Source organism: Rhodohalobacter sp. 8-1, from assembly GCF_038150125.1.
Classification (GTDB): domain Bacteria; phylum Bacteroidota; class Rhodothermia; order Balneolales; family Balneolaceae; genus SW132.
The window spans coordinates 1-18,217 of sequence record NZ_JBBVMF010000012.1 but is presented as its reverse complement, the minus strand read 5'-3'; the positions used below and the strand labels follow the sequence as shown (position 1 = coordinate 18,217).

Sequence of the window (18,217 nt, the reverse complement as noted above, 5' to 3'; positions counted from 1 at the left end):
GATAGTTAAAATAACCTAAATCCCATTTTCACTTTTGCCTTCTCCCTTTTCACCTTTCTCCAAACTATCCATCAAAGCTATAGATATACTTCACAATCTCCTGTAAACCGGTATCCTCATCCGTTTCCATAAAATATATGTGATCGGCATTCACGAACATTACCCTGTCTGTCGCAGTACGACTGAATTCCGATAGTTTTTCACCTGATTCTGACAGGACCCACCAGTCATTTACGTCAATATCTTCTGTGGTTATCGAAACCCAAATCCGGTTTTCATCATCAACGTAAAACGTTTCGTACGCCTGCCGTGTCTCCGGAATATCCATTGCGCTAATCTCTTTCCTGGAAGTTTCATCTTCTATTTTGGCAAGCATTTCGGCACGATTGAGCAGAGGCGGCGAATTTGAATGATAAATCGATCGGAGCGTATCTCCGTCGAGCGATATCACATGTAACAGAAGGCGATCTGAAAACCCGGTGACAACCTCCTTATTTTGATTGAACCCTATATGAGACTCTCCAAGGAAGGGAAGGGATGTAATGCGAATCATATTATCACTTTGAAGCATCAGCATTTCGCTACGTGGAAATTCAATAAATTCAGACGCGAGGGTATTTCCTTCTGCATCCATAATTCGTGGCATATACCTGCGATAAAACTTTTCATCCTCTCGCTGCATGGTGTTGTACAGGACAAAAAAACGGCCGTCTGATAATGGCTCAGCCGCCACCGGAAAACCACTTAAATCCTGAGTGCCCCCGCTGAGCGTATGAGACCGAAGATAGCTTTGCCCTGCTGCATCAAATACAGACACGCGCTGCTGCTGAGTATCAAGCGCAAAAAGCTTTCCATTGTACAATCTCACGCTGGATATTGAAAGAAATTCGCCTGGCCCCTCACCTTTGCCTCCAATGGATGATTGGTACTCGCCGGATGCACTATAAATGTGTATGACAGCTTCCGTGCGGTCAGCCAGGAACAGCGTGCCGTCATCGGTAACCGCCACGCCCGCCATTGATCCAATATAAATGTCGCCACTATCACCAAACCGCGCCTGCCGTTTAAAGGTAATATCGTGTAGAGGGGCTGCATCGCCGGAATAAACAGCAACATTTTCTAATTCGGCGACATCTTCAGGAATGTCAATCTCCATTGTTCCTGAGCTGCACGAGGTAAACATTGCTGCAAGAAGAACTATTAATAATGTGAAAAGGTGAGTCGATCGAATCATGGATTGTAGTAATTTAATTTAATACGATTTTAATAGTAGGTATGATGATGCGGATTGTTTTTTTAAAAGACAAGACTCTTTTTTCACAATTTAGTTCATTTATAACGTTAATGGCATTTCTATGATCTCATCAACGATACCCAGGCAATTTTGCAATGCACGAGAAGTAAAATTATCAGAAAAGACAGATTTGCAAAAATCGAGCTAAAGTGTTCATAATAATACTCCAATGATGAAGAGCTGGATTTGAGTACTTTCTAATTATCTTTCAAATGAATTGCGATAACCGTAATCGTGCTCAACACCTTAAAAAAGACAATTTTAAAAATGCTTTAAGCTGAACCCTCTGTACAATTTCTTACAATTATATCCCAAAATTCTCCTCAACTTTTAGTAACATCAATTAAACAGATTTTCAATAAACATATTTACTATGAAACATCTTCTGCTTCTACTCTTTTGTCTGATATTCGCCACAAATCTATTTGCCCAGGATGAAGGTGAAGATGAATGGGATGTAACTCAACACAGGGCTGAAACCACAAACGTAAATTTTGAAACGTCAGAGGGAACATGGATGAACCTCGATGTAAGTCCGGACGGCAATGAAATCGTGTTTGACCTTTTTGGCGACATTTACATCATGCCGATTGACGGCGGAGATGCAGTGCTTCTGAGGGATGGATTGGCGTACGAAATTCAGCCACGTTTCAGCCCAGATGGTTCCAAAATCTCATTCACCAGTGATGCCGGCGGCGGTGACAACATCTGGGTGATGAACCGTGATGGCTCGGATGCACGGCAGGTGACCGAGGAAAGCTTCCGGCTGCTGAACAACGCATTCTGGACGCCGGACGGAAACTATCTTGTGGCCAGAAAACACTTTACATCATCCCGCTCACTGGGTGCCGGCGAAATGTGGATGTATCATATAACAGGCGGATCCGGGATACAGCTCACCGAACGACCGAATGATCAGCAGGATGCCGGTCAGCCGTTTGTCTCGCCTGATGGACGATACGTTTACTACAGCCAGGATGTGTATCCCGGCGGATATTTCCAGTATAATAAAGATCCGAACAGCCAAATTTATGTAATCAACCGGTATGACCGCGAAGAGGGTGATATTGAACGAGTAACCGGTGGACCCGGCGGCGCGATCTCGCCTACTATTTCACCTGAGGGATCGAAAATGGCGTTCATCAAACGGGTACGGACCAAGTCAGTGATGTTCGTTCGTGACCTGGAGACAGGCATTGAAAAGCCGGTGTTTGACGGCCTAAGCATGGACCAACAGCAGGCATGGGCCATTTTCGGACCCTATACCAACTTTAACTGGACGCCCGACGGAGAGAACCTCATCTTCTGGGCACAGGGAGGCATCCACAAGCTGAACGTTGAAAGTCTTGAAATTGAAGAGATTCCATTTACGGCGCAGATGAATCACGATATCGCAGAAGCCGTTCAGCATGAATTTGATCCCGCACCCGACACATTTACCGCTCAGGCCATTCGCCACGCCGTCACGTCACCCGATGGAGAAACACTCGTGTTCAATGCCGCCGGCTACCTATATAAAAAAGATCTTCCGGACGGCACGCCTGAGCGGCTGACTGATGAAGAAAACTTTGAATTTGAACCGGCATTTTCGCCTGATGGAAATATGATTGCCTACGTCAGCTGGGATGATGGAGAACTTGGAAAGATCAAAACATTGCGGATGGACAGACGAAATGCACAGCCGCAAACCATTACGGATGTAAAAGGAATTTATAGGGAGCCTTCATTCTCTCCTGATGGGGAAACGCTTGTCTTCAGGCGGGAATCAGGCAACAATCACCAGGGATATGCTTTTACTCAAAACGCGGGCATTTACACAATGCCGGTTAGCGGCGGTGAGTTGACAATGATTAGCGATGGCGGCAGCACGCCACGATTTAACTCAACCGGCGATAGAATTTATTACCAGGCTTACACCAATTTCCGAAGTGTGAATCTAAATGGCGAAGATGAAAAACACCATTTCACATCAGAGTACGCCATCAATTTCACGCCAAGTCCTGATGATGAGTGGATTGCATTCACCGAGCTTTATAAGGTATACATCGCGCCGATGCCAAAAACAGGATCGGAGCTGAACCTACATGCAAACACAAAATCTTTTCCTGTCACACACGTGGCCCGGGACGCCGGCTACAACCTTCAGTGGTCAGCAGATGGCGAACGCCTGAACTGGACGCTGGGTGAAACCTACTACTCTATTGAGCTGGAAGAAGCATTCGACTTTTTAAGCGGTGATTCCGGCGAGGAACTTCCGCTTGGACCAAACGACGGCATTTCAATCGGCCTGGAGCTTGAAACGGATAAACCATCAGGTTTTATTGCGTTCACGAATGCGCACATCATTACGATGAACGGTGATGAAGTGATAGAAAACGGCACGATCCTGATTGAGGACAACCGGATTGAAGCGATCGGATCTGTTGATGAGATCACTATTCCGGATGGTGCTTTTGTTCAAGACGTAGACGGTAAAACTATCATGCCGGGTCTGGTAGATGCCCACGCCCATATCGGCAACTTCCGCGAAGGACTCAGCCCGCAGCAGCAGTGGCACTATTTTGCCAATCTTGGCTATGGCGTTACAACATCACACGACCCGTCATCCAACACGGAAATGATCTTTTCTCAGTCAGAGATGGTAAAATCCGGCACGATGATTGGCCCGAGAATTTTCTCTACTGGACGTATTCTTTATGGTGCTGAAAACGTGCAGAAAACCGTTGTGAATAATCTTGATGACGCTCGTTCTGCAGTCCGGCGAACGCAGGCATTCGGCGCCACCTCTGTAAAAAGCTACAACCAGCCGCGGCGTGATCAGCGACAGCAAATCCTGCAAGCTGCCCGCGAACTGGGCGTAAATGTGATGCCTGAAGGCGGATCAACCTTCACGCACAACATGAGTATGATCCTTGACGGCCATACCGGTATTGAACACAACGTGCCGATTTATCCGCTCTATGAAGATGTCCTGAGAATTTGGGGTGCATCGGATGTAGGATACACGCCCACGCTTGTCGTGAACTACGGCAGCATGAGCGGTGAGTACTATTGGTACCAGCACACCAATGTATGGGAAAAAGAGCGCCTGCTCACTTACACGCCGCGTGGCGTGGTAGATTCACGTTCCAGACACCGAACCATGGTGCCGGAAGAGGAGTACGAAGCGGGACACTTTGCAAGTGCAGCAGCAGCCAAAGAACTTCATGATCGCGGCGTGACCGTGAATATCGGCGCGCACGGACAGCTTCAGGGACTCGCTGCCCACTGGGAGACCTGGATGTTCACTCAGGCTGGCATGAGCAATCATGATGCGCTGAAAGTGGCGACCATAAATGGAGCCAACTACATCGGAGTTGGCGAACACCTGGGATCGTTAGAACCCGGAAAGCTGGCCGACCTCATTGTGATTGACGGCAACCCGCTGGAAGATATCTACGACACCGAAAATGTGGTTTATACGATGGTCAACGGCCGGCTGTATGACGCCTCAACCATGAATGAGATTGGCAACTACCAAAACGAGCGTCTGCCCTTCTGGTGGGAGCGCGAAGGCTACAGCGAACAGTTCGACTGGCACTCCATCATCGAAGCCGATGGCTTTGGAAACGGACATGTTCACGGGCATTAAAACAGAGAGGTGTCACGAACTTCAATTCAGCTTAAGAACTAAGAGATAGCATCAAACCTCCAGGGTTTCCCGCAAAGTGATCCCGTAGGGGCAAAACCTTGGAGGTTTTTTTATTTCAAAATCAGATCGAAATTGAGGCGGCTCTGCATCAATTGAAAGTGCTTATCAAAACTGAACAATGTTATTTTTTCATCTATGACCTGTTGTAATATGATCAAGTCAGGGATACCAACCTCGTTAATCCCATTTTGCAAATTCATCAATTGGTAATCGCGGACAATTCCCCAGTCAATATTTAGAGGAATCATCGATAGTGCCAACAGTCCTTCAAGAATAGCTGTCTCATTTCTCGACGTCAATGCAGATGCCAGTTCTGTGAATATAAGTTCGTTGATGCATGCGAGGTCTTCCTCTATGAGGCGGTCCAGCTTTTCGATCCCTCCGGACTTGAAATACTCAATCCATACTGAGCTGTCAATAAGCACATTGTATCTCGACATCAGCTTCGGTCTCTGATACTATCCAGATCAATATCCAGATCAATATCCAGATCCACCGTTCCTTTTTTTGAAATCAGTCGCTTTCGCTTTACGCGGTCGATTTCAGCCTGAAGCGCGTTTCTAATCAACTGACTCTTCGTTTTCGCGCCCGTTGCCTTCATGGCTTCGTCTATTAGCTCTTTTGGGATATCTAATGTGGTTCTCATAAATATTTATGTATAAATGCATGATTATATATGAACAATACTTTATGTGCCTGAAAATGTCAAACCACACTCAATATATTCAGAGCATTCTCTCTATATAATTTTGATCATTTCAATTCAGGACAAGCTGTTTTTAGCACTTAAATAGCACAATATTATTGAATAACGACTCTCATTGCAGAGAACATGCAAAAAGGCATTAACAAGCTTTCCCCTCGCGCTTGCGACCCAACTTCCGGGGAGGGGAGATGATCATCATCAGAAATATTCTGAAGATGATCTGAGGGGTCACAGGGACATCAATTCAACTTAAGAATTAAGTGATCGACCCAAACCTCCAAGGCTTCCAAAATCTTGGAGGTTTTTCTATATAAACTCACTCAGTTATCTCCAGTTTAAATACCATTGCTCTATTTTTTTCAGGCTGTGATAAGTGGCGAACAGGCATGTAAAAATTGCCTTCGCTATCCATGTCTGTCACGCCGCCGGCTAATATTTCACCAACCTGCCCCTCATAGAGGGTATGCGAACTTAAGAAATTGAGTTCATCATCAAACAATTCTACATGTAATGTATGCCTGAACGTATCTTCAAATTCATCCTCAGAAATATAAAAATGCATTATATAATCAGATGTTTGATAGATACCACCAGAGTAATAATTGATGATGCCTGCCGCATTTTTTCCCTCGCCCATTGAAGTACTAATATTTCGAGGAGTTTTATCTCTGTATGCTTTTCTGTTATCCAGATAGTCCTCGAAATTAAAATCAATCGCTACCTGCCTGCTCAGTGAATTGCCTGTTACTTTACGAGATAACTTCCAGTCTCCCTCATCGTCTTTACGATGCTTAAGCATAGTTCCTCCATATACATAAGGTGCATAAAGAAGTTGGTCATCGCTTAACAATTTGACCGAACCTATTCTTGACGATGTAAAAGCTGCGGCAATTCCATTTGAATATGATAGACTATCCAAAAGGTTCTCTCGGTCTCCAAACGATTGAGTTCTTTCCCCGGCGTCGAGATTGTAAATATGGAAAAATGTGTCTATCCCTTTAATTGACCTCAAGTTCTGTTTAGGGCTTAAGGAGAATAAAAACAGATAATTGCCATCGGTAAATTTTGTCATAGCCACAGGGATATTATTTTCACTTGGATTTATCGTTATGGCTTGCATTTCATTTCCATTCAGATCCAGTTTTGAAATCCTTGCATTTAGCCTGTCAGCTATAATTACGTTGCTTAGTCTTTTATCTACCATCACAGAGTAAATGCTATTTACCTCCCCGGGCCCACTACCGTTTTTCACAATAGTGTCGATATAGTTGCCGGTACTGTCAACCTTAAGAACGACATTCTGGGAATAATCAGACAGATACATGTTGAAATCATTGTCAACATTCACACTGATTAAAGCACTCAGAAAAAAGTTGTCGGGATCTTCTGTAATAGATTTCTTTTCATGGAAATCGACCGACAGTTCTTGTGCAAAACTTGTTTCTGCCCCAAATGAAATACTAAATAATAGGGCAACGAAGGTGAGAAAAACGGGACCAAAGGATGAGATAAATTCAAATTCACTCTTTATAAATTGATCAAACGTCATGACGGATCTTTCAATTAGATAGGACGGTTTTATCTTTTTAAATACAGAAAAATTTCGGGATTACTACAACCGTTCTGATAAAAAAAATTTCAGATGAGTGTCTGTAATTCTGATAAATAAGACACCAAACCTCCAAGGATTCTCGCAAAACGATCCCTTCGGAGCAAAACCTTGAAGGTTTTTTAAGAAAGAAAAGTCAGATAAATAACCCCGTCAAGCCACTTCTTCAAGCTTAAACTCAAAGGAAAAACGAGTCCCGTTACCGTTGGATTCGTAGCGGGCATTGCCGCGCAGCTGGCTTACAAGCGTGCGGATGAGCGTAACGCCAAGCGACTGCTGTTTTTCGAAGTCAAAATCAACGGGCAGGCCGTGACCGTTATCGGCAACCTGTATATTTACCTTATCGCCTTTTAGTCCCAGGTCGATATCAATTTCGCCGGCGTCTCGTCCCGCAAACGCATGCTTGTAACAGTTCACAATACATTCGTTCAGCAGCAGCGACAGCGGCACCGCCTGGTTAATATTCATCTTAATATTATCCATGTTGTAGTTTAGTTCCACCTCTTGTTCGGGCTGCTTGAACGACTCAGACACCGCATCCACAAGCTCTCTTGCAAAATCTGAAATATTGATATCGGCAAAAGTCTCATTTTGATATAACTTCTCATGAACCAGTGCAATCGACTGTATTCGCAGCTGACTATGCTGAAGAGCTATTTTTGCGCTTTCATCTTCCACATTCCACATCTGCATCTGTAGCAAGCCGGAAATAACTGCCAAATTATTTTTGACACGGTGATGAATTTCGGCCAGTAAAATATTCTTTTCATGCAGCGATTCACTGATCTTTAGCTCCGACTCTTTCTGCACGCTGATATCACTCGCAACAAACACCAGCCGAACATCATCGCTGACCTCGTCACTCAGAACCGAGGTGGATAATATTACGGGAAGAATGTGACCTTCTTTTGATATAATTTTGGTTTCGATCTCGTTAACAGCGAGGTCGTTCGTTAAGATCGTTTGCCGAATTCGATCCCTCTCGTTTTCTTCAAGAATATTCCAGACTGAAAAATTATTAAGATCACCGTTATTATAGCCAAGCTTCCGGTGTACCGTTTTATTCGACATCTGGACCACGCCCTCGTCATTCGTCACAAACAGCATATCCCCCATTGACTGGATGATATTGTTCACATAGGAACGTGAAACCATACTCTTACTCAGGTTTTCTGCCATCTGGTTAAACGTATCAGCCAGTCTTGAGAGCTCATCTTTCGACCTTAATTTTATCCGTTGATCAAGGTTTCCATTCCCGATTTTTTTAGCTGCCGAGGTAAGCGTATTCACGGGCTGGGTTATCGATCGATAAATAATAAACGCAAACAGAAGCGAAGCGGCAAATCCGAGGATTGTTATTAGTATAATGCGCCGAACAGTCTGATCAGCCTTGGCTTCAAGCTTGGCCTGCTGCAAATCAAGAAAGAGATTAGAATTGTTTCGAAGATTCTGCAAAAGCGGAAGCAGCGTATTTCTGAAGTAAGGCTCGATGGTAACGTTGAATATTTCCTCGCCATAGTCTTCCTCCATATCCTGCCCGAGAAGTTCATCAATCAAACCTCGGTATGGTCCGTAGGCAACCATCAGGGAGTCCATCAGCACGTCCATTCGCTGATGAAGATCCAGCAGTTCCTGGTTTTCAAGCACATCACGATCAGATGTGCCGGAATAATTGTCACGCGCCTCCTGAAACCGATTCGTGCTTTCAAGTATCATCTCACGAGCCTGGCGAACCTGCGATGAGGTACTAAGCGATTGATCTCCTTGACGCAATTTTTCACTTTCCGTGAGAAAGTTACGCGTGTATAACATAGTGTTCTGTAGGGTAACCGTCATCTCCGTCAGAATCTGGAGCTCCGTTGCACTTTTTTGGCTTTCATCGATGAGGTCGTTTTTAATCTCATTGCTGAGATAGTATGATAGGGATCCCGTAATAAGCACTAACAGTGCTACCGCCAGAAAACTTGATAAAAGCTTTGTTCCAAGACGCATGTAAAACAGGGAATAGTTAAAACCAATCAGAGCATTAAGTCAACGTAGTTATCGACCGGAATATCTAAAATTCAATAAATAAATTTCTTAGTTATGATCCTAAAATACGCAGAAATTAATACTATTTTTGAATAATTAGTTTAAAACTTAATTAGATCATTCATCAATTTTTCTATTGAATCTGAATCAGGAAGTACTGAATTCATCAGGCCAACATTGTAGGGCATCGGTATATCGGGCATTGTATGCCTGTGAACCGGTGCATCAAGATATTTAAATAACTCTTCCGTGATTTGAGATGATATTTCAGCTCCAAAACCCGCCGTTTGTGTATCTTCATGCACAATCAGGCAACGATTCGTCTTTTTCACCGATTCAAAAACCGCTTCTTTATCCCAGGGAGACAAAGTCCGCAAATCTATAATATCAGCCGAAAATCCTCCGTTATCCGCTGCCTCTATGCATCGCTCACACATGGCCCCCCAGGTTATTACGGTCAAGTCGTCCCCTTTTTTCAGGTGTGATGCTTTCCCAAACGAAACAATATACTGATCTCCCGGGTACGGTTTTCGTGCTGCTTTTGAATCCAGTAGATTCCTGTGCTCAAAGAAAATGACCGGGTCGTTTCCCCTCATAGCTGAACGCAGTAATCCAACAGCGTCCTCAGCATTAGAGGGATAAGCCACACTCCAGCCTATCATACGGGAAAAGAATACTTCGTTCGATTCGCTGTGCCACGGGTCGCCGCATTTTGCAAAACCACCAGGCATCCGAACGACCATTGGAGCCGCGAATTTGTTTGCTGTCCGCCAGCGTATAGTTCCGCAATTCTTGAGCTGTTCGGTTGCAGGATCGGCGTATTTCCGGAACTGAATTTCAGCAACAGGCATCAAACCGGAATATGCCAGGCCAACGGCGCGGCCAATAATCCCCTCTTCAGAAAGGCTTGTATCAAATACTCGCTCATCTCCATGCGTGTTTTGAAGACCCATTGTAGCTGCATGCACGCCCCCTTTCTCTCCCACATCTTCACCAAAGACAATCACCCTGTCATTTTGATGAAGCTCAACATCCAAAGTGCGTCGAACCGCCTCAACAATATTTATTCTCTGTTTCTCAGGCGCCGTCTTTTCTGACTCATCAGGCCGTTGGTATCCATCAACCCGAAGCCCGCCAACTTTCTGAAGAGTTTCTGACTCTCCGTTTACACCGTCTGACTTTACGAATCGGGTCACTTTGTCAGTAGACGGTTCTTCACGGTCCCAGGCCTTTTCGGCGTTTCTATCTACTTCTGATTTAGTTTCTTGCTCAAGTTTCTCCCACTCCTCTTTCGACAAAATTTTGGGTACAACAAACGATTTCAGCTTTTTGAGCGGATCGTTCTTCTGCTCTTTTTTGATAAGTTCATCATCTTTATATGACTGATTATCCTGGTAAGAGTGCCCGTTTAATCGCGGAACCGTCAACCTTATTAAAGCAGGGCCTTTGCGATCGCGCACATACGATACGGACGTTTCTATGAGTTCTGCGGCATCATTGGGAGTAGTGCCATCACCATCAAAAATGCGAAGGTTCTTAAACGATCGAAGATTATTCGCAATGTTAGCTCCTGGCGTCTGAAGTTCACTTCCCACAGATATTCCAAACCCGTTATCTTCAATAAAAAATAGAACCGGCAAATGCAGTGTCGTTGCCATGGTAATAGCCGACCAAAATCCATTTGTGGCTACCGATCCGTCGCCGCCTAATATTACAGAAATGGCGCCTGCATACTCTTCATTACCCAGTGTTTTCCTGTGATACTCAATCCCTTGAGCCCAGCCTATTGCCGGCGTGTACTGCGAGCCTACATCTCCCGCCATAGGAAGCACAGTTGGGCCTCCGTTACCGGGAAGATTACATACCACGCCAATATCCCGCCCATCGCTGTAACTACCACTTTTTCCCATTGGAGCTGCCATCGCATCTTCGAGTGCAAGGCCCAGTGTAAGCATCAGCGGCCGGGAGCGGTAGTAAGCACTGGCCGAATCTCTGGATTGAGTTAAATACTGACCCAATATAATTTGAGCGAGTTCATGGCCTCTGGCCGAAAATTGGTACAGTACTTTTTTATCGGGAACCAGCTCATTTTCTTCTTTATCATCTAATGCCCGGGAAAGCAGCATCAATCTCGATACCTCTTTCCAGTCAATCTTATTCGCCGGTAAATTATTTGTTTTTGATGCCATAGAAATTAAAAATCTGACTAACTATTCCGAATCGCTACAAAACTTTTTTTGAAGTGATTCATTTCTTGCTCCGTTCCGATAGTGATTCGTACACAATGAGGGAGCCCAAATGCATTTAACTGTCGTAGGATAACTCCTTTTTCAAGCATAGCCTGTGTAATTTGCCCTGCTTTTTTCTCGGAGTTGCACACCATCATAACAGAATTTGAGATTGAAGGTACATACTCAACACCGTTATCATCAAAAAATAACCTAAGTTTTTCCCGCTCTTTCGCAACTAATGAAACACTTTTTTCTAAAAACTCATCGTCTCTTACCGCTGCCAAAGCAGCAGCCTGGGCCAGTGTTGTGGGTTCAAAGGTAAGCTTACATTTCAACAACTGGCTAATCAAGTCATTATGTGCAATGGCATAGCCGATTCTGAACCCGGCAAGCCCATAGCCTTTTGAAAAGGTTCGGGTTACAATCACATTTTCTCTTCTGTAATTCAGTGCATGCGGGTAATTCTCTACATGCCTTGCATATTCAAAGTATGCTTCATCAGCAACAACCAACACGTGATCGGGCACACGGTCTATAAACGATGCGTACTCATCCTTCCCTATATACGTACCTGAAGGATTGTTAGGATTTGCGATATAAATCATCTTTGTATTATGATCAACCGCCTCCAGCATGGCTTCCGTATCAAATTCATATCCAGATGTAACAGGGACTTTTTTTATTTCGGCTCCCATTACGCCTCCCTGCACATAAATTCCAACAAATGTAGCATCAGCTGTTACTATATTATTTGACTTGCTCAAAAGCGATCGGCATAATATTGAGAGAATACTTTCCGAGCCTGCAGCGACAATAATTTCGCTCTCATTTACGCCATTTCGTTTGGCCAGTTCTAATCGTAACTCATAGGCAAGCGGGTCTGGATAATCCTGAATCTCCTCCAGTGCTTTTACAACAGACTGATGCACGTTTGGGCTGCATCCGAGCCTGTTTTCGTTGGATGCAAGTTTGGATATGGTATCTACATTATACCTTCTTTTTACTTCTGCAATTGTTTTACCGGCCACATAGGGTGTCAAATTCCGAATTCGTTTCGGTATTTCAATCAAAATAAGTCACACTCTTTTTCCAGTTTCATTTAACGCATTTTATAATGAAGCTGCATTTTTAATTCTTTTCAAAAATCACTAAATCACAGGGAAGAAACAAAGAAAGCGCTTTCAAATGCAATTTATTATTTGAATGATATGATTATGATATTGTTCTTACATTTAAATTTAATCAAAACATAGTCAGTATGGCCAATCACTATTTAGTTACGGGTGCCAGTCGCGGCATCGGATTTGAAGTTGTCAAATATCTTGCTGAAAACGATCACCTGATTACAGCAGTCGCAAGATCCCAGGACAAGCTATCGTCGCTTCGGGGGTTATATCCTGAACAGATATATACAAACGCCTTAGATATCACCTTGGAACAGAACCGTAATGAACTTGTTCAACATTTTAACGACAAGGGTTTAACTCTCGATGGAATCGTTCACAATGCAGGCCTTCTTATAAACAAACCATTCCGGGAACTAACGAATGATGAGTGGCAACAACAACTGAATGTAAACTTGCTTGCTCCTGTTTTCCTAACCAGGGACCTTTTGCCATATCTTAATCCGGGAAGCCATATTTTAAACATCAGTAGTATGGGAGGATTCCAGGGCAGTAGTAAATTTCCCGGTTTAACCGGCTATAGCGTGGCAAAGGGAGCACTCTCTATATTCTCAGAATGCTTACCTGGTGAACTTCAGGATAAACAAATTAAATGCAATTGTCTTTGCCTGGGAGCCGTTCAGACTGAAATGCTTGAATCCGCATTCCCTGGTATGGATGCACCTGTTACAGCAGGAGACATGGGCCGGTATATTAGTAACTTTTTGGAAAATGGGCATACATTTTACAATGGTAAAGTACTACCGGTTTCATTAGCGGATCCATCCTGAGCGTAACCAATAATTTTTACATTACAGACCACCTAACAAATTTAAAAAATCAGTCTTTTATGAAGATATCTGTAACAACAATACTATTCAGTATTTTACTATTTTCATTATCTCCATTCCAAAAAACGGCATCTGCACAAACAGTTGATCTGCTGGGTGGGAATGTTCTCAATGGGGCTGTTACAGGTACATTCTTAGGTGTTGGTGTGATGGGGTTGCAAAATAGTGACGATTTCGCACCCCTTCGAATCGGATTGGGTGCCGGTATTCTTGGTGGTGCAGGCATTGCTGTTTACGATATCGCCACTCTACCCCAAGGACAGCAATTCTACATTTCCGGCCTTTTTAATGATGGTAATAACTCATCCATAATAATACTGCTTGATACAATGTACGGTGCAGCAGGAGGCGCTGTACTAGGAACAGCAGTGATGTTGATTCAAAACAAACCTATCGTTGACGGACTTCAGTACGGAGGCAGCGCAGGTGTTTGGGCGGGATTTGGTCTCGGGCTGGTCGATGCTTTTTTACTGTCAGAGCGCAACAGCGATTTTACCGCAAACGCTTTCTTAAACCGCTCCTCAGTTCTAGAATTTGAAACCGGTAGATTGGACATTGGCATTGGCGAACCTGCGCTGTATCAAACCTTTTCAACCGGTAATAAATCTGTGGGTTACAAAATAAATCCCGGTGTTAAATTATTATCGATTGGCGGTAATTTCTGAAAGCATTGACTTCATTGCTGCACAAAAATCCGTCTGTAAAATTATTCTTCTGTAGCAGAAAGGGTTTTCTAAATTTTAAAACCAATAATCAAGACTTTATGAAAAGCAAGTCGGAAAAAATTTTTGCAGAAATAGCGCTTGCAATATTGTTGGCAACCGTCGGCTTTGCAGATACAGCACATGCACAGGCCAATAATAACGGTACCCACAATTTTGGACTTGGATTAATGTTTGGTGAGCCTACTGGTGTAACGGTCAAGTCTTGGTTTGATAGCCGTTCAGCATTCGACATTGGAGCTGCCTGGTCACTTTCAGACAGGAACGAAGCCGTTCATCTTCATGCCGATTATCTTCACCATAACTGGTTCAACGACAACGAAAATCTTGCATTTTACTTCGGAGTTGGCGCCCGGATTATCTTTTCAAGTAATGCTACTGCGGGTATTAGAGTGCCCTTGGGGTTAAATTACGTATTCGAAAATGCGCCATTTGATCTATTCGTTGAAGCTGTCCCTATCATAGATATAAGCCCGGACATAGAATTTGCCGGCAATGGTGGCGTAGGAATCCGATACTATTTCTGATTAGGAATTCAGGCCAAACATCAATCAAACTTGCTCCTGCCAAAACTCCGAAACAAATTCATAAATATTTCTTTATACTGTCCAACACCTATTCAAGTGACTCGGCACTGCCCATCTGTGACCCTTTTTTTTCCTCATTCGTTGTCGCCAATGTGTACAAAATGGCTTTTGTTGTGTTGACTTGTCCAGATAAGGATGGGTTGATTCCATCACTCAGGTAGTACCATGCCTCCGGTGGATTTCCCATCCGCTTGCCTGTCGGATCTACAATATACCCCGTTTTACCCGCTATGATTTGACGAACTTGTGCAAGGTCTTCATCAGAAATATCAAAATCGAAAAGCTCCATTTTGTCAAGCAGGCCCGGAATTACAGGTGGCGGTGTAATCCAGATTACCGGGTTATCAGTGACCTCACGAATTGCATCCTCAATCGTTGACAGATTTTCCCAAGTTTCAGATAAGGGCAGGAGTGTTCGTTTTGGGGCTATCGACAACCGCATGACATCGAACATCCCCAATGAAACAATTACCCAATCAGGTTCATAACTCAGCACATCTCTGTGAAGTCTTCGTAATGCCTCCGTGCTGGTGTCATTTGTATGCCCTGCGTTTATAAATGTAAAATCAGCTTCTGGTACGTATATATTTAATATTTCTCTTAAAATTTGAAACCAGCTCTGCAGGTCATCTGTAGATGAATCACCAATGGCAATAATCGTATCATCAGGCTTAAAAGGGAGTTGATCCAGCCAGTCAGTAACATCATCGTCTTTCAAAAGTTCTAATGCAGCTTCCTTAGCATTTTGTTTAAACGTATCCCTCAGCTTTATAAGTTCAGACTCTTCCAGCCCAAATAAATTAGCAACTGCCTCTGTATTTGAGATTCCTGGAAGAAGTGGGAACTGCTTTTCAATATTTAAGAATTGAAGCAAATATTTCTCTAATGCTTCTTTCTCTTCATTTGTTGCTTTCTTCATGTCAATCGTCTTTACTAAATTTAGAAATTAATATCTTTTTCAATTCAGGAACGCCGGTCTTAGCAGGCTTCGGAATGTAGGTCCATTTATCACCAAGCTGAATCTGTGGTTGCGAAGGATCTACTATAAACTTAGGAATTTCCGGTTTTGCAAAATCAATCAGACCAGCAGCGGGATAAACTACCAGAGATGTACCAATAACTGCCATCAAATCTGCCTGCGAAACCATCGCAGATGCGGGTTCAATATTTGGTACTGCCTCTCCGAACCATACCACGTTGGGTCTCAGTTGACTTCCATCTTCTGCTTTATCTCCAACATCTATCGGATCACTCCCTATATCTATAACTTGATCCGGGTCACGGCTGCTTCTTGCCTCGCTAAGTTTACCGTGCAAATGTAGCACTTGTGAAGACCCTGCTCTTTCGTGAAGATCATCAACGTTTTGGGTAATTATGGAAACATCAAAATAATCCTCCAATTCAGCCAGTGCTTTATGACCCTTATTTGGTGTAGCCTCACCCGATTGTTTTCGTCGTTTGTTATAGAAATCAAGGACACGTTCAGGATCTTTTTTCCATCCGCGAACGGTTGCTACATCTTCAATATCATGGCCTTCCCAAAGGCCGCCGGAGTCTCTGAAGGTTGACAGGCCACTGTCAGCACTCATGCCTGCACCAGATAGAACGACAAGTGATTTTTTTTTTGGAGAAATAATATTTCTATAATACTATTTACTTAAGATACTGTGACCAATTACTTTCAGAGTGATAATCTGTAATAATATCCGGTTGTGGTTCTGAGCTATATCGCGCGACAAGCATCTCAATTTCATTTGTTAAGCTTTTGAGGCTGTTTGAGATAAGATCGCCGTTGAACCCGGTTTCTCCCAATTTTATGGTCATATTCATCGTTACAATACGTCCGATAGCTCGCCCAAGCTGAACCATTTTTCGCTGTGCAATTTTTTGATCAATTCTGAAGTTGAGCTGCTCTTTGAAATGATCTGCAGCCAGGCTGGTCAGAGAATATTCTTTCAAATATTGATATAAATTCTGAACTTTAGACTTTTTCATACCTTTCAGTACAGACTCAGAGATCTGCTGATAAAGAATATCATTCGATCCTTCAAAGATTTGAAACGGACGGCTATCGACCAGAGACCGACCTGCAATGTGGTCTTCACGGTACCCCTTAGCTCCTACAAGCTGCATCAAAGATTGAGATGCTTCATGCATGTAGTCAGTTGCAACACTCTTAATTGAGTTTGCTGCAAGATCCATTTTTGATGTGTCCTTTTTAAGTGGAACATTTGTAGATGTAAAGTAGCTCATCGCAGAGCTTGCCGTAAAGTATGATTGCAGATTTGCAAGACGCTCTTTAACCTGATCATAATTAAAAAGGCTCATACCGCCTACAACTCTGTCTTTACAATGGTCTATTGCTTCATCCATCATACGATGAAGAAATCCCGTACTCATACCCGGAAATTGTAGTCTGCTACGGTGTAGTATATCAAGCATCATTTTGACACCTGTAGAATTTGGTTGCAGTCTATACTCTTCAGGTACAGTAATATCCAATTTATTTTTACCATAGGGAAGCATTAAGAGGCCCAGATTTTTATAATATTCCTGGACTTCTATTCCGCCTTGGGCCGTATCATGTACAAAAAAGGCAATGTCTCTGCTTAGGTTACCATCTTTATCAACTCCTCTAGCAGTTATTAACCAATAATCAGCCCAGCCGGTCAGTCCTGCCCAATGTTTCAACCCTTCAATATTGTACTCTTCTCTTTGATCATCATGAGTAAAGCCAGTCTGCATACGGAGTGCATCTGATCCATACTCGGGTTCAGTGATCATAAGCCCTCCCATGTTATTATCTTCGATAAATTTTTTGAAAACGGTTCCCTGAGCCTCATGATGGCCATAATTTGCCAGAGGTTGCAGAAACAAGGCCCCATTTATACCCATCATCAAGGATAATGGTAAGGACTGGTAGGAAGTCGTTTCCAGCATTTGAAGAGCTTCAGAAGTAATTGCGCCTCTTCCTCCGTATTCAGAAGGAATAAAAGCAGATAGAGGTTTACAATCCAGAACCTGACGCATTACATAAGGTGGGATTCCTCGGGTACTTGCAAGTTCATTTTCATTATTTCTTTCAGTGAAAAGTTCGGATAACTTTTCTTTATAGTCAGAAATAAAAAGTGAGATGTTTTTTTTTACTGAAGCGGGTTGAATTACGTCTATTTCCACAATAATGCTCGTTTTTATACTTTTGAGTAGTTTTTAGTACTGTATAACTATTTAAATATAGAAAACGTGTCCTTGAAATGCATTTTTAACAAAAAAAAAGCCCCTGTCGCGGAGCGACGAGGGGCTTTGGAAAAACGATGAGGCGGCGACCTACT

The 18,217-nt window shown here is 43.3% G+C and carries 14 protein-coding genes; 4 read left to right on the top strand and 10 right to left on the bottom strand.

Going from position 1 to position 18,217, the window contains the following annotated elements; translation table 11 throughout:
- Positions 1–64: 64 nt before the first annotated feature.
- Positions 65–1,234, bottom strand: a complete 1,170-nt coding sequence (locus AABW11_RS12815) for a BF3164 family lipoprotein (protein WP_340105507.1) — start codon at positions 1,232–1,234, stop codon at positions 65–67.
- A 433-nt stretch (positions 1,235–1,667) separates the two neighbouring features.
- Here AABW11_RS12815 and AABW11_RS12810 point away from each other — a divergent pair, with 433 nt between their 5' ends.
- Positions 1,668–4,925, top strand: coding sequence for an amidohydrolase family protein (locus tag AABW11_RS12810; RefSeq protein WP_340105506.1), 3,258 nt, complete (start codon positions 1,668–1,670; stop codon positions 4,923–4,925).
- Between the two features lie 110 nt (positions 4,926–5,035).
- On the opposite strand, the gene AABW11_RS12805 is transcribed toward AABW11_RS12810, so the two are convergent.
- From AABW11_RS12805 to hisC, 6 genes are all read right to left on the bottom strand, one after another.
- On the bottom strand, positions 5,036–5,425 hold the full coding sequence (locus AABW11_RS12805; protein WP_340105505.1) for a PIN domain-containing protein: 390 nt from the start codon (positions 5,423–5,425) through the stop codon (positions 5,036–5,038).
- On the bottom strand, positions 5,425–5,631 hold the full coding sequence (locus tag AABW11_RS12800) for a type II toxin-antitoxin system VapB family antitoxin (RefSeq protein ID WP_340105504.1): 207 nt from the start codon (positions 5,629–5,631) through the stop codon (positions 5,425–5,427). The genes AABW11_RS12805 and AABW11_RS12800 overlap by 1 nt, the downstream gene beginning before the upstream one ends.
- A gap of 376 nt (positions 5,632–6,007) precedes the next feature.
- Positions 6,008–7,240 (bottom strand): 6-bladed beta-propeller, encoded by a 1,233-nt coding sequence (locus tag AABW11_RS12795; RefSeq protein WP_340105503.1) that lies wholly within the window; start codon positions 7,238–7,240, stop codon positions 6,008–6,010.
- 213 nt (positions 7,241–7,453) lie between these two features.
- Positions 7,454–9,292 carry a sensor histidine kinase gene (locus AABW11_RS12790; RefSeq protein ID WP_340105502.1) on the bottom strand — a complete coding sequence of 613 codons (1,839 nt, stop codon included), beginning with the start codon at positions 9,290–9,292 and terminating at the stop codon, positions 7,454–7,456.
- Positions 9,293–9,432: 140 nt separating this feature from the next.
- On the bottom strand, positions 9,433–11,520 hold the full coding sequence (locus AABW11_RS12785) for an alpha-ketoacid dehydrogenase subunit alpha/beta (RefSeq protein ID WP_340105501.1): 2,088 nt from the start codon (positions 11,518–11,520) through the stop codon (positions 9,433–9,435).
- A gap of 17 nt (positions 11,521–11,537) precedes the next feature.
- Positions 11,538–12,632 carry a histidinol-phosphate transaminase gene (hisC, locus tag AABW11_RS12780; RefSeq protein WP_340105500.1) on the bottom strand — a complete coding sequence of 365 codons (1,095 nt, stop codon included), beginning with the start codon at positions 12,630–12,632 and terminating at the stop codon, positions 11,538–11,540.
- Between the two features lie 188 nt (positions 12,633–12,820).
- On the opposite strand from hisC, the gene AABW11_RS12775 reads away from it, so the two are divergent.
- The 3 genes from AABW11_RS12775 (at position 12,821) to AABW11_RS12765 (ending at position 14,825) form a co-directional block, all read left to right on the top strand.
- Complete coding sequence (locus tag AABW11_RS12775) at positions 12,821–13,516, top strand: SDR family NAD(P)-dependent oxidoreductase (protein WP_340105499.1); 696 nt, start codon at positions 12,821–12,823, stop codon at positions 13,514–13,516.
- A gap of 59 nt (positions 13,517–13,575) precedes the next feature.
- On the top strand, positions 13,576–14,241 hold the full coding sequence (locus AABW11_RS12770) for a hypothetical protein (protein WP_340105498.1): 666 nt from the start codon (positions 13,576–13,578) through the stop codon (positions 14,239–14,241).
- A 98-nt stretch (positions 14,242–14,339) separates the two neighbouring features.
- Positions 14,340–14,825, top strand: coding sequence for a BAPKO_0422 family outer member beta-barrel protein (locus AABW11_RS12765; RefSeq protein WP_340105497.1), 486 nt, complete (start codon positions 14,340–14,342; stop codon positions 14,823–14,825).
- Between the two features lie 88 nt (positions 14,826–14,913).
- Here the strand turns inward: AABW11_RS12765 and AABW11_RS12760 are convergent, their stop codons facing one another.
- The 3 genes from AABW11_RS12760 to AABW11_RS12750 all read right to left on the bottom strand — a co-directional run bounded on the left by AABW11_RS12760 (position 14,914) and on the right by AABW11_RS12750 (position 18,062).
- The gene (locus tag AABW11_RS12760) at positions 14,914–15,804 is read right to left on the bottom strand and encodes an SGNH/GDSL hydrolase family protein (protein WP_340105496.1); all 891 of its coding nucleotides are present in this window, start codon (positions 15,802–15,804) and stop codon (positions 14,914–14,916) included.
- Position 15,805: 1 nt separating this feature from the next.
- Complete coding sequence (locus AABW11_RS12755; protein ID WP_340105495.1) at positions 15,806–16,474, bottom strand: SIR2 family NAD-dependent protein deacylase; 669 nt, start codon at positions 16,472–16,474, stop codon at positions 15,806–15,808.
- A 64-nt stretch (positions 16,475–16,538) separates the two neighbouring features.
- Entirely contained in the window at positions 16,539–18,062 is a 1,524-nt protein-coding gene (locus AABW11_RS12750) for an acyl-CoA dehydrogenase family protein (RefSeq protein WP_340105494.1), read from the bottom strand.
- Positions 18,063–18,217 lie beyond the last annotated feature (155 nt).

What these genes read in the sequence shown, in the direction of transcription:
- AABW11_RS12815 (WP_340105507.1), bottom strand. Translation starts at nt 1,234, where the DNA reads ATGATTCGATCGACTCACCTTTTCACATTATTAATAGTTCTTCTTGCA.
- AABW11_RS12810 (WP_340105506.1), top strand. Translation starts at nt 1,668, where the DNA reads ATGAAACATCTTCTGCTTCTACTCTTTTGTCTGATATTCGCCACAAAT.
- AABW11_RS12805 (WP_340105505.1), bottom strand. Translation starts at nt 5,425, where the DNA reads ATGTCGAGATACAATGTGCTTATTGACAGCTCAGTATGGATTGAGTAT.
- AABW11_RS12800 (WP_340105504.1), bottom strand. Translation starts at nt 5,631, where the DNA reads ATGAGAACCACATTAGATATCCCAAAAGAGCTAATAGACGAAGCCATG.
- AABW11_RS12795 (WP_340105503.1), bottom strand. Translation starts at nt 7,240, where the DNA reads ATGACGTTTGATCAATTTATAAAGAGTGAATTTGAATTTATCTCATCC.
- AABW11_RS12790 (WP_340105502.1), bottom strand. Translation starts at nt 9,292, where the DNA reads ATGCGTCTTGGAACAAAGCTTTTATCAAGTTTTCTGGCGGTAGCACTG.
- AABW11_RS12785 (WP_340105501.1), bottom strand. Translation starts at nt 11,520, where the DNA reads ATGGCATCAAAAACAAATAATTTACCGGCGAATAAGATTGACTGGAAA.
- AABW11_RS12775 (WP_340105499.1), top strand. Translation starts at nt 12,821, where the DNA reads ATGGCCAATCACTATTTAGTTACGGGTGCCAGTCGCGGCATCGGATTT.
- AABW11_RS12770 (WP_340105498.1), top strand. Translation starts at nt 13,576, where the DNA reads ATGAAGATATCTGTAACAACAATACTATTCAGTATTTTACTATTTTCA.
- AABW11_RS12765 (WP_340105497.1), top strand. Translation starts at nt 14,340, where the DNA reads ATGAAAAGCAAGTCGGAAAAAATTTTTGCAGAAATAGCGCTTGCAATA.
- AABW11_RS12760 (WP_340105496.1), bottom strand. Translation starts at nt 15,804, where the DNA reads ATGAAGAAAGCAACAAATGAAGAGAAAGAAGCATTAGAGAAATATTTG.
- AABW11_RS12755 (WP_340105495.1), bottom strand. Translation starts at nt 16,474, where the DNA reads ATGAGTGCTGACAGTGGCCTGTCAACCTTCAGAGACTCCGGCGGCCTT.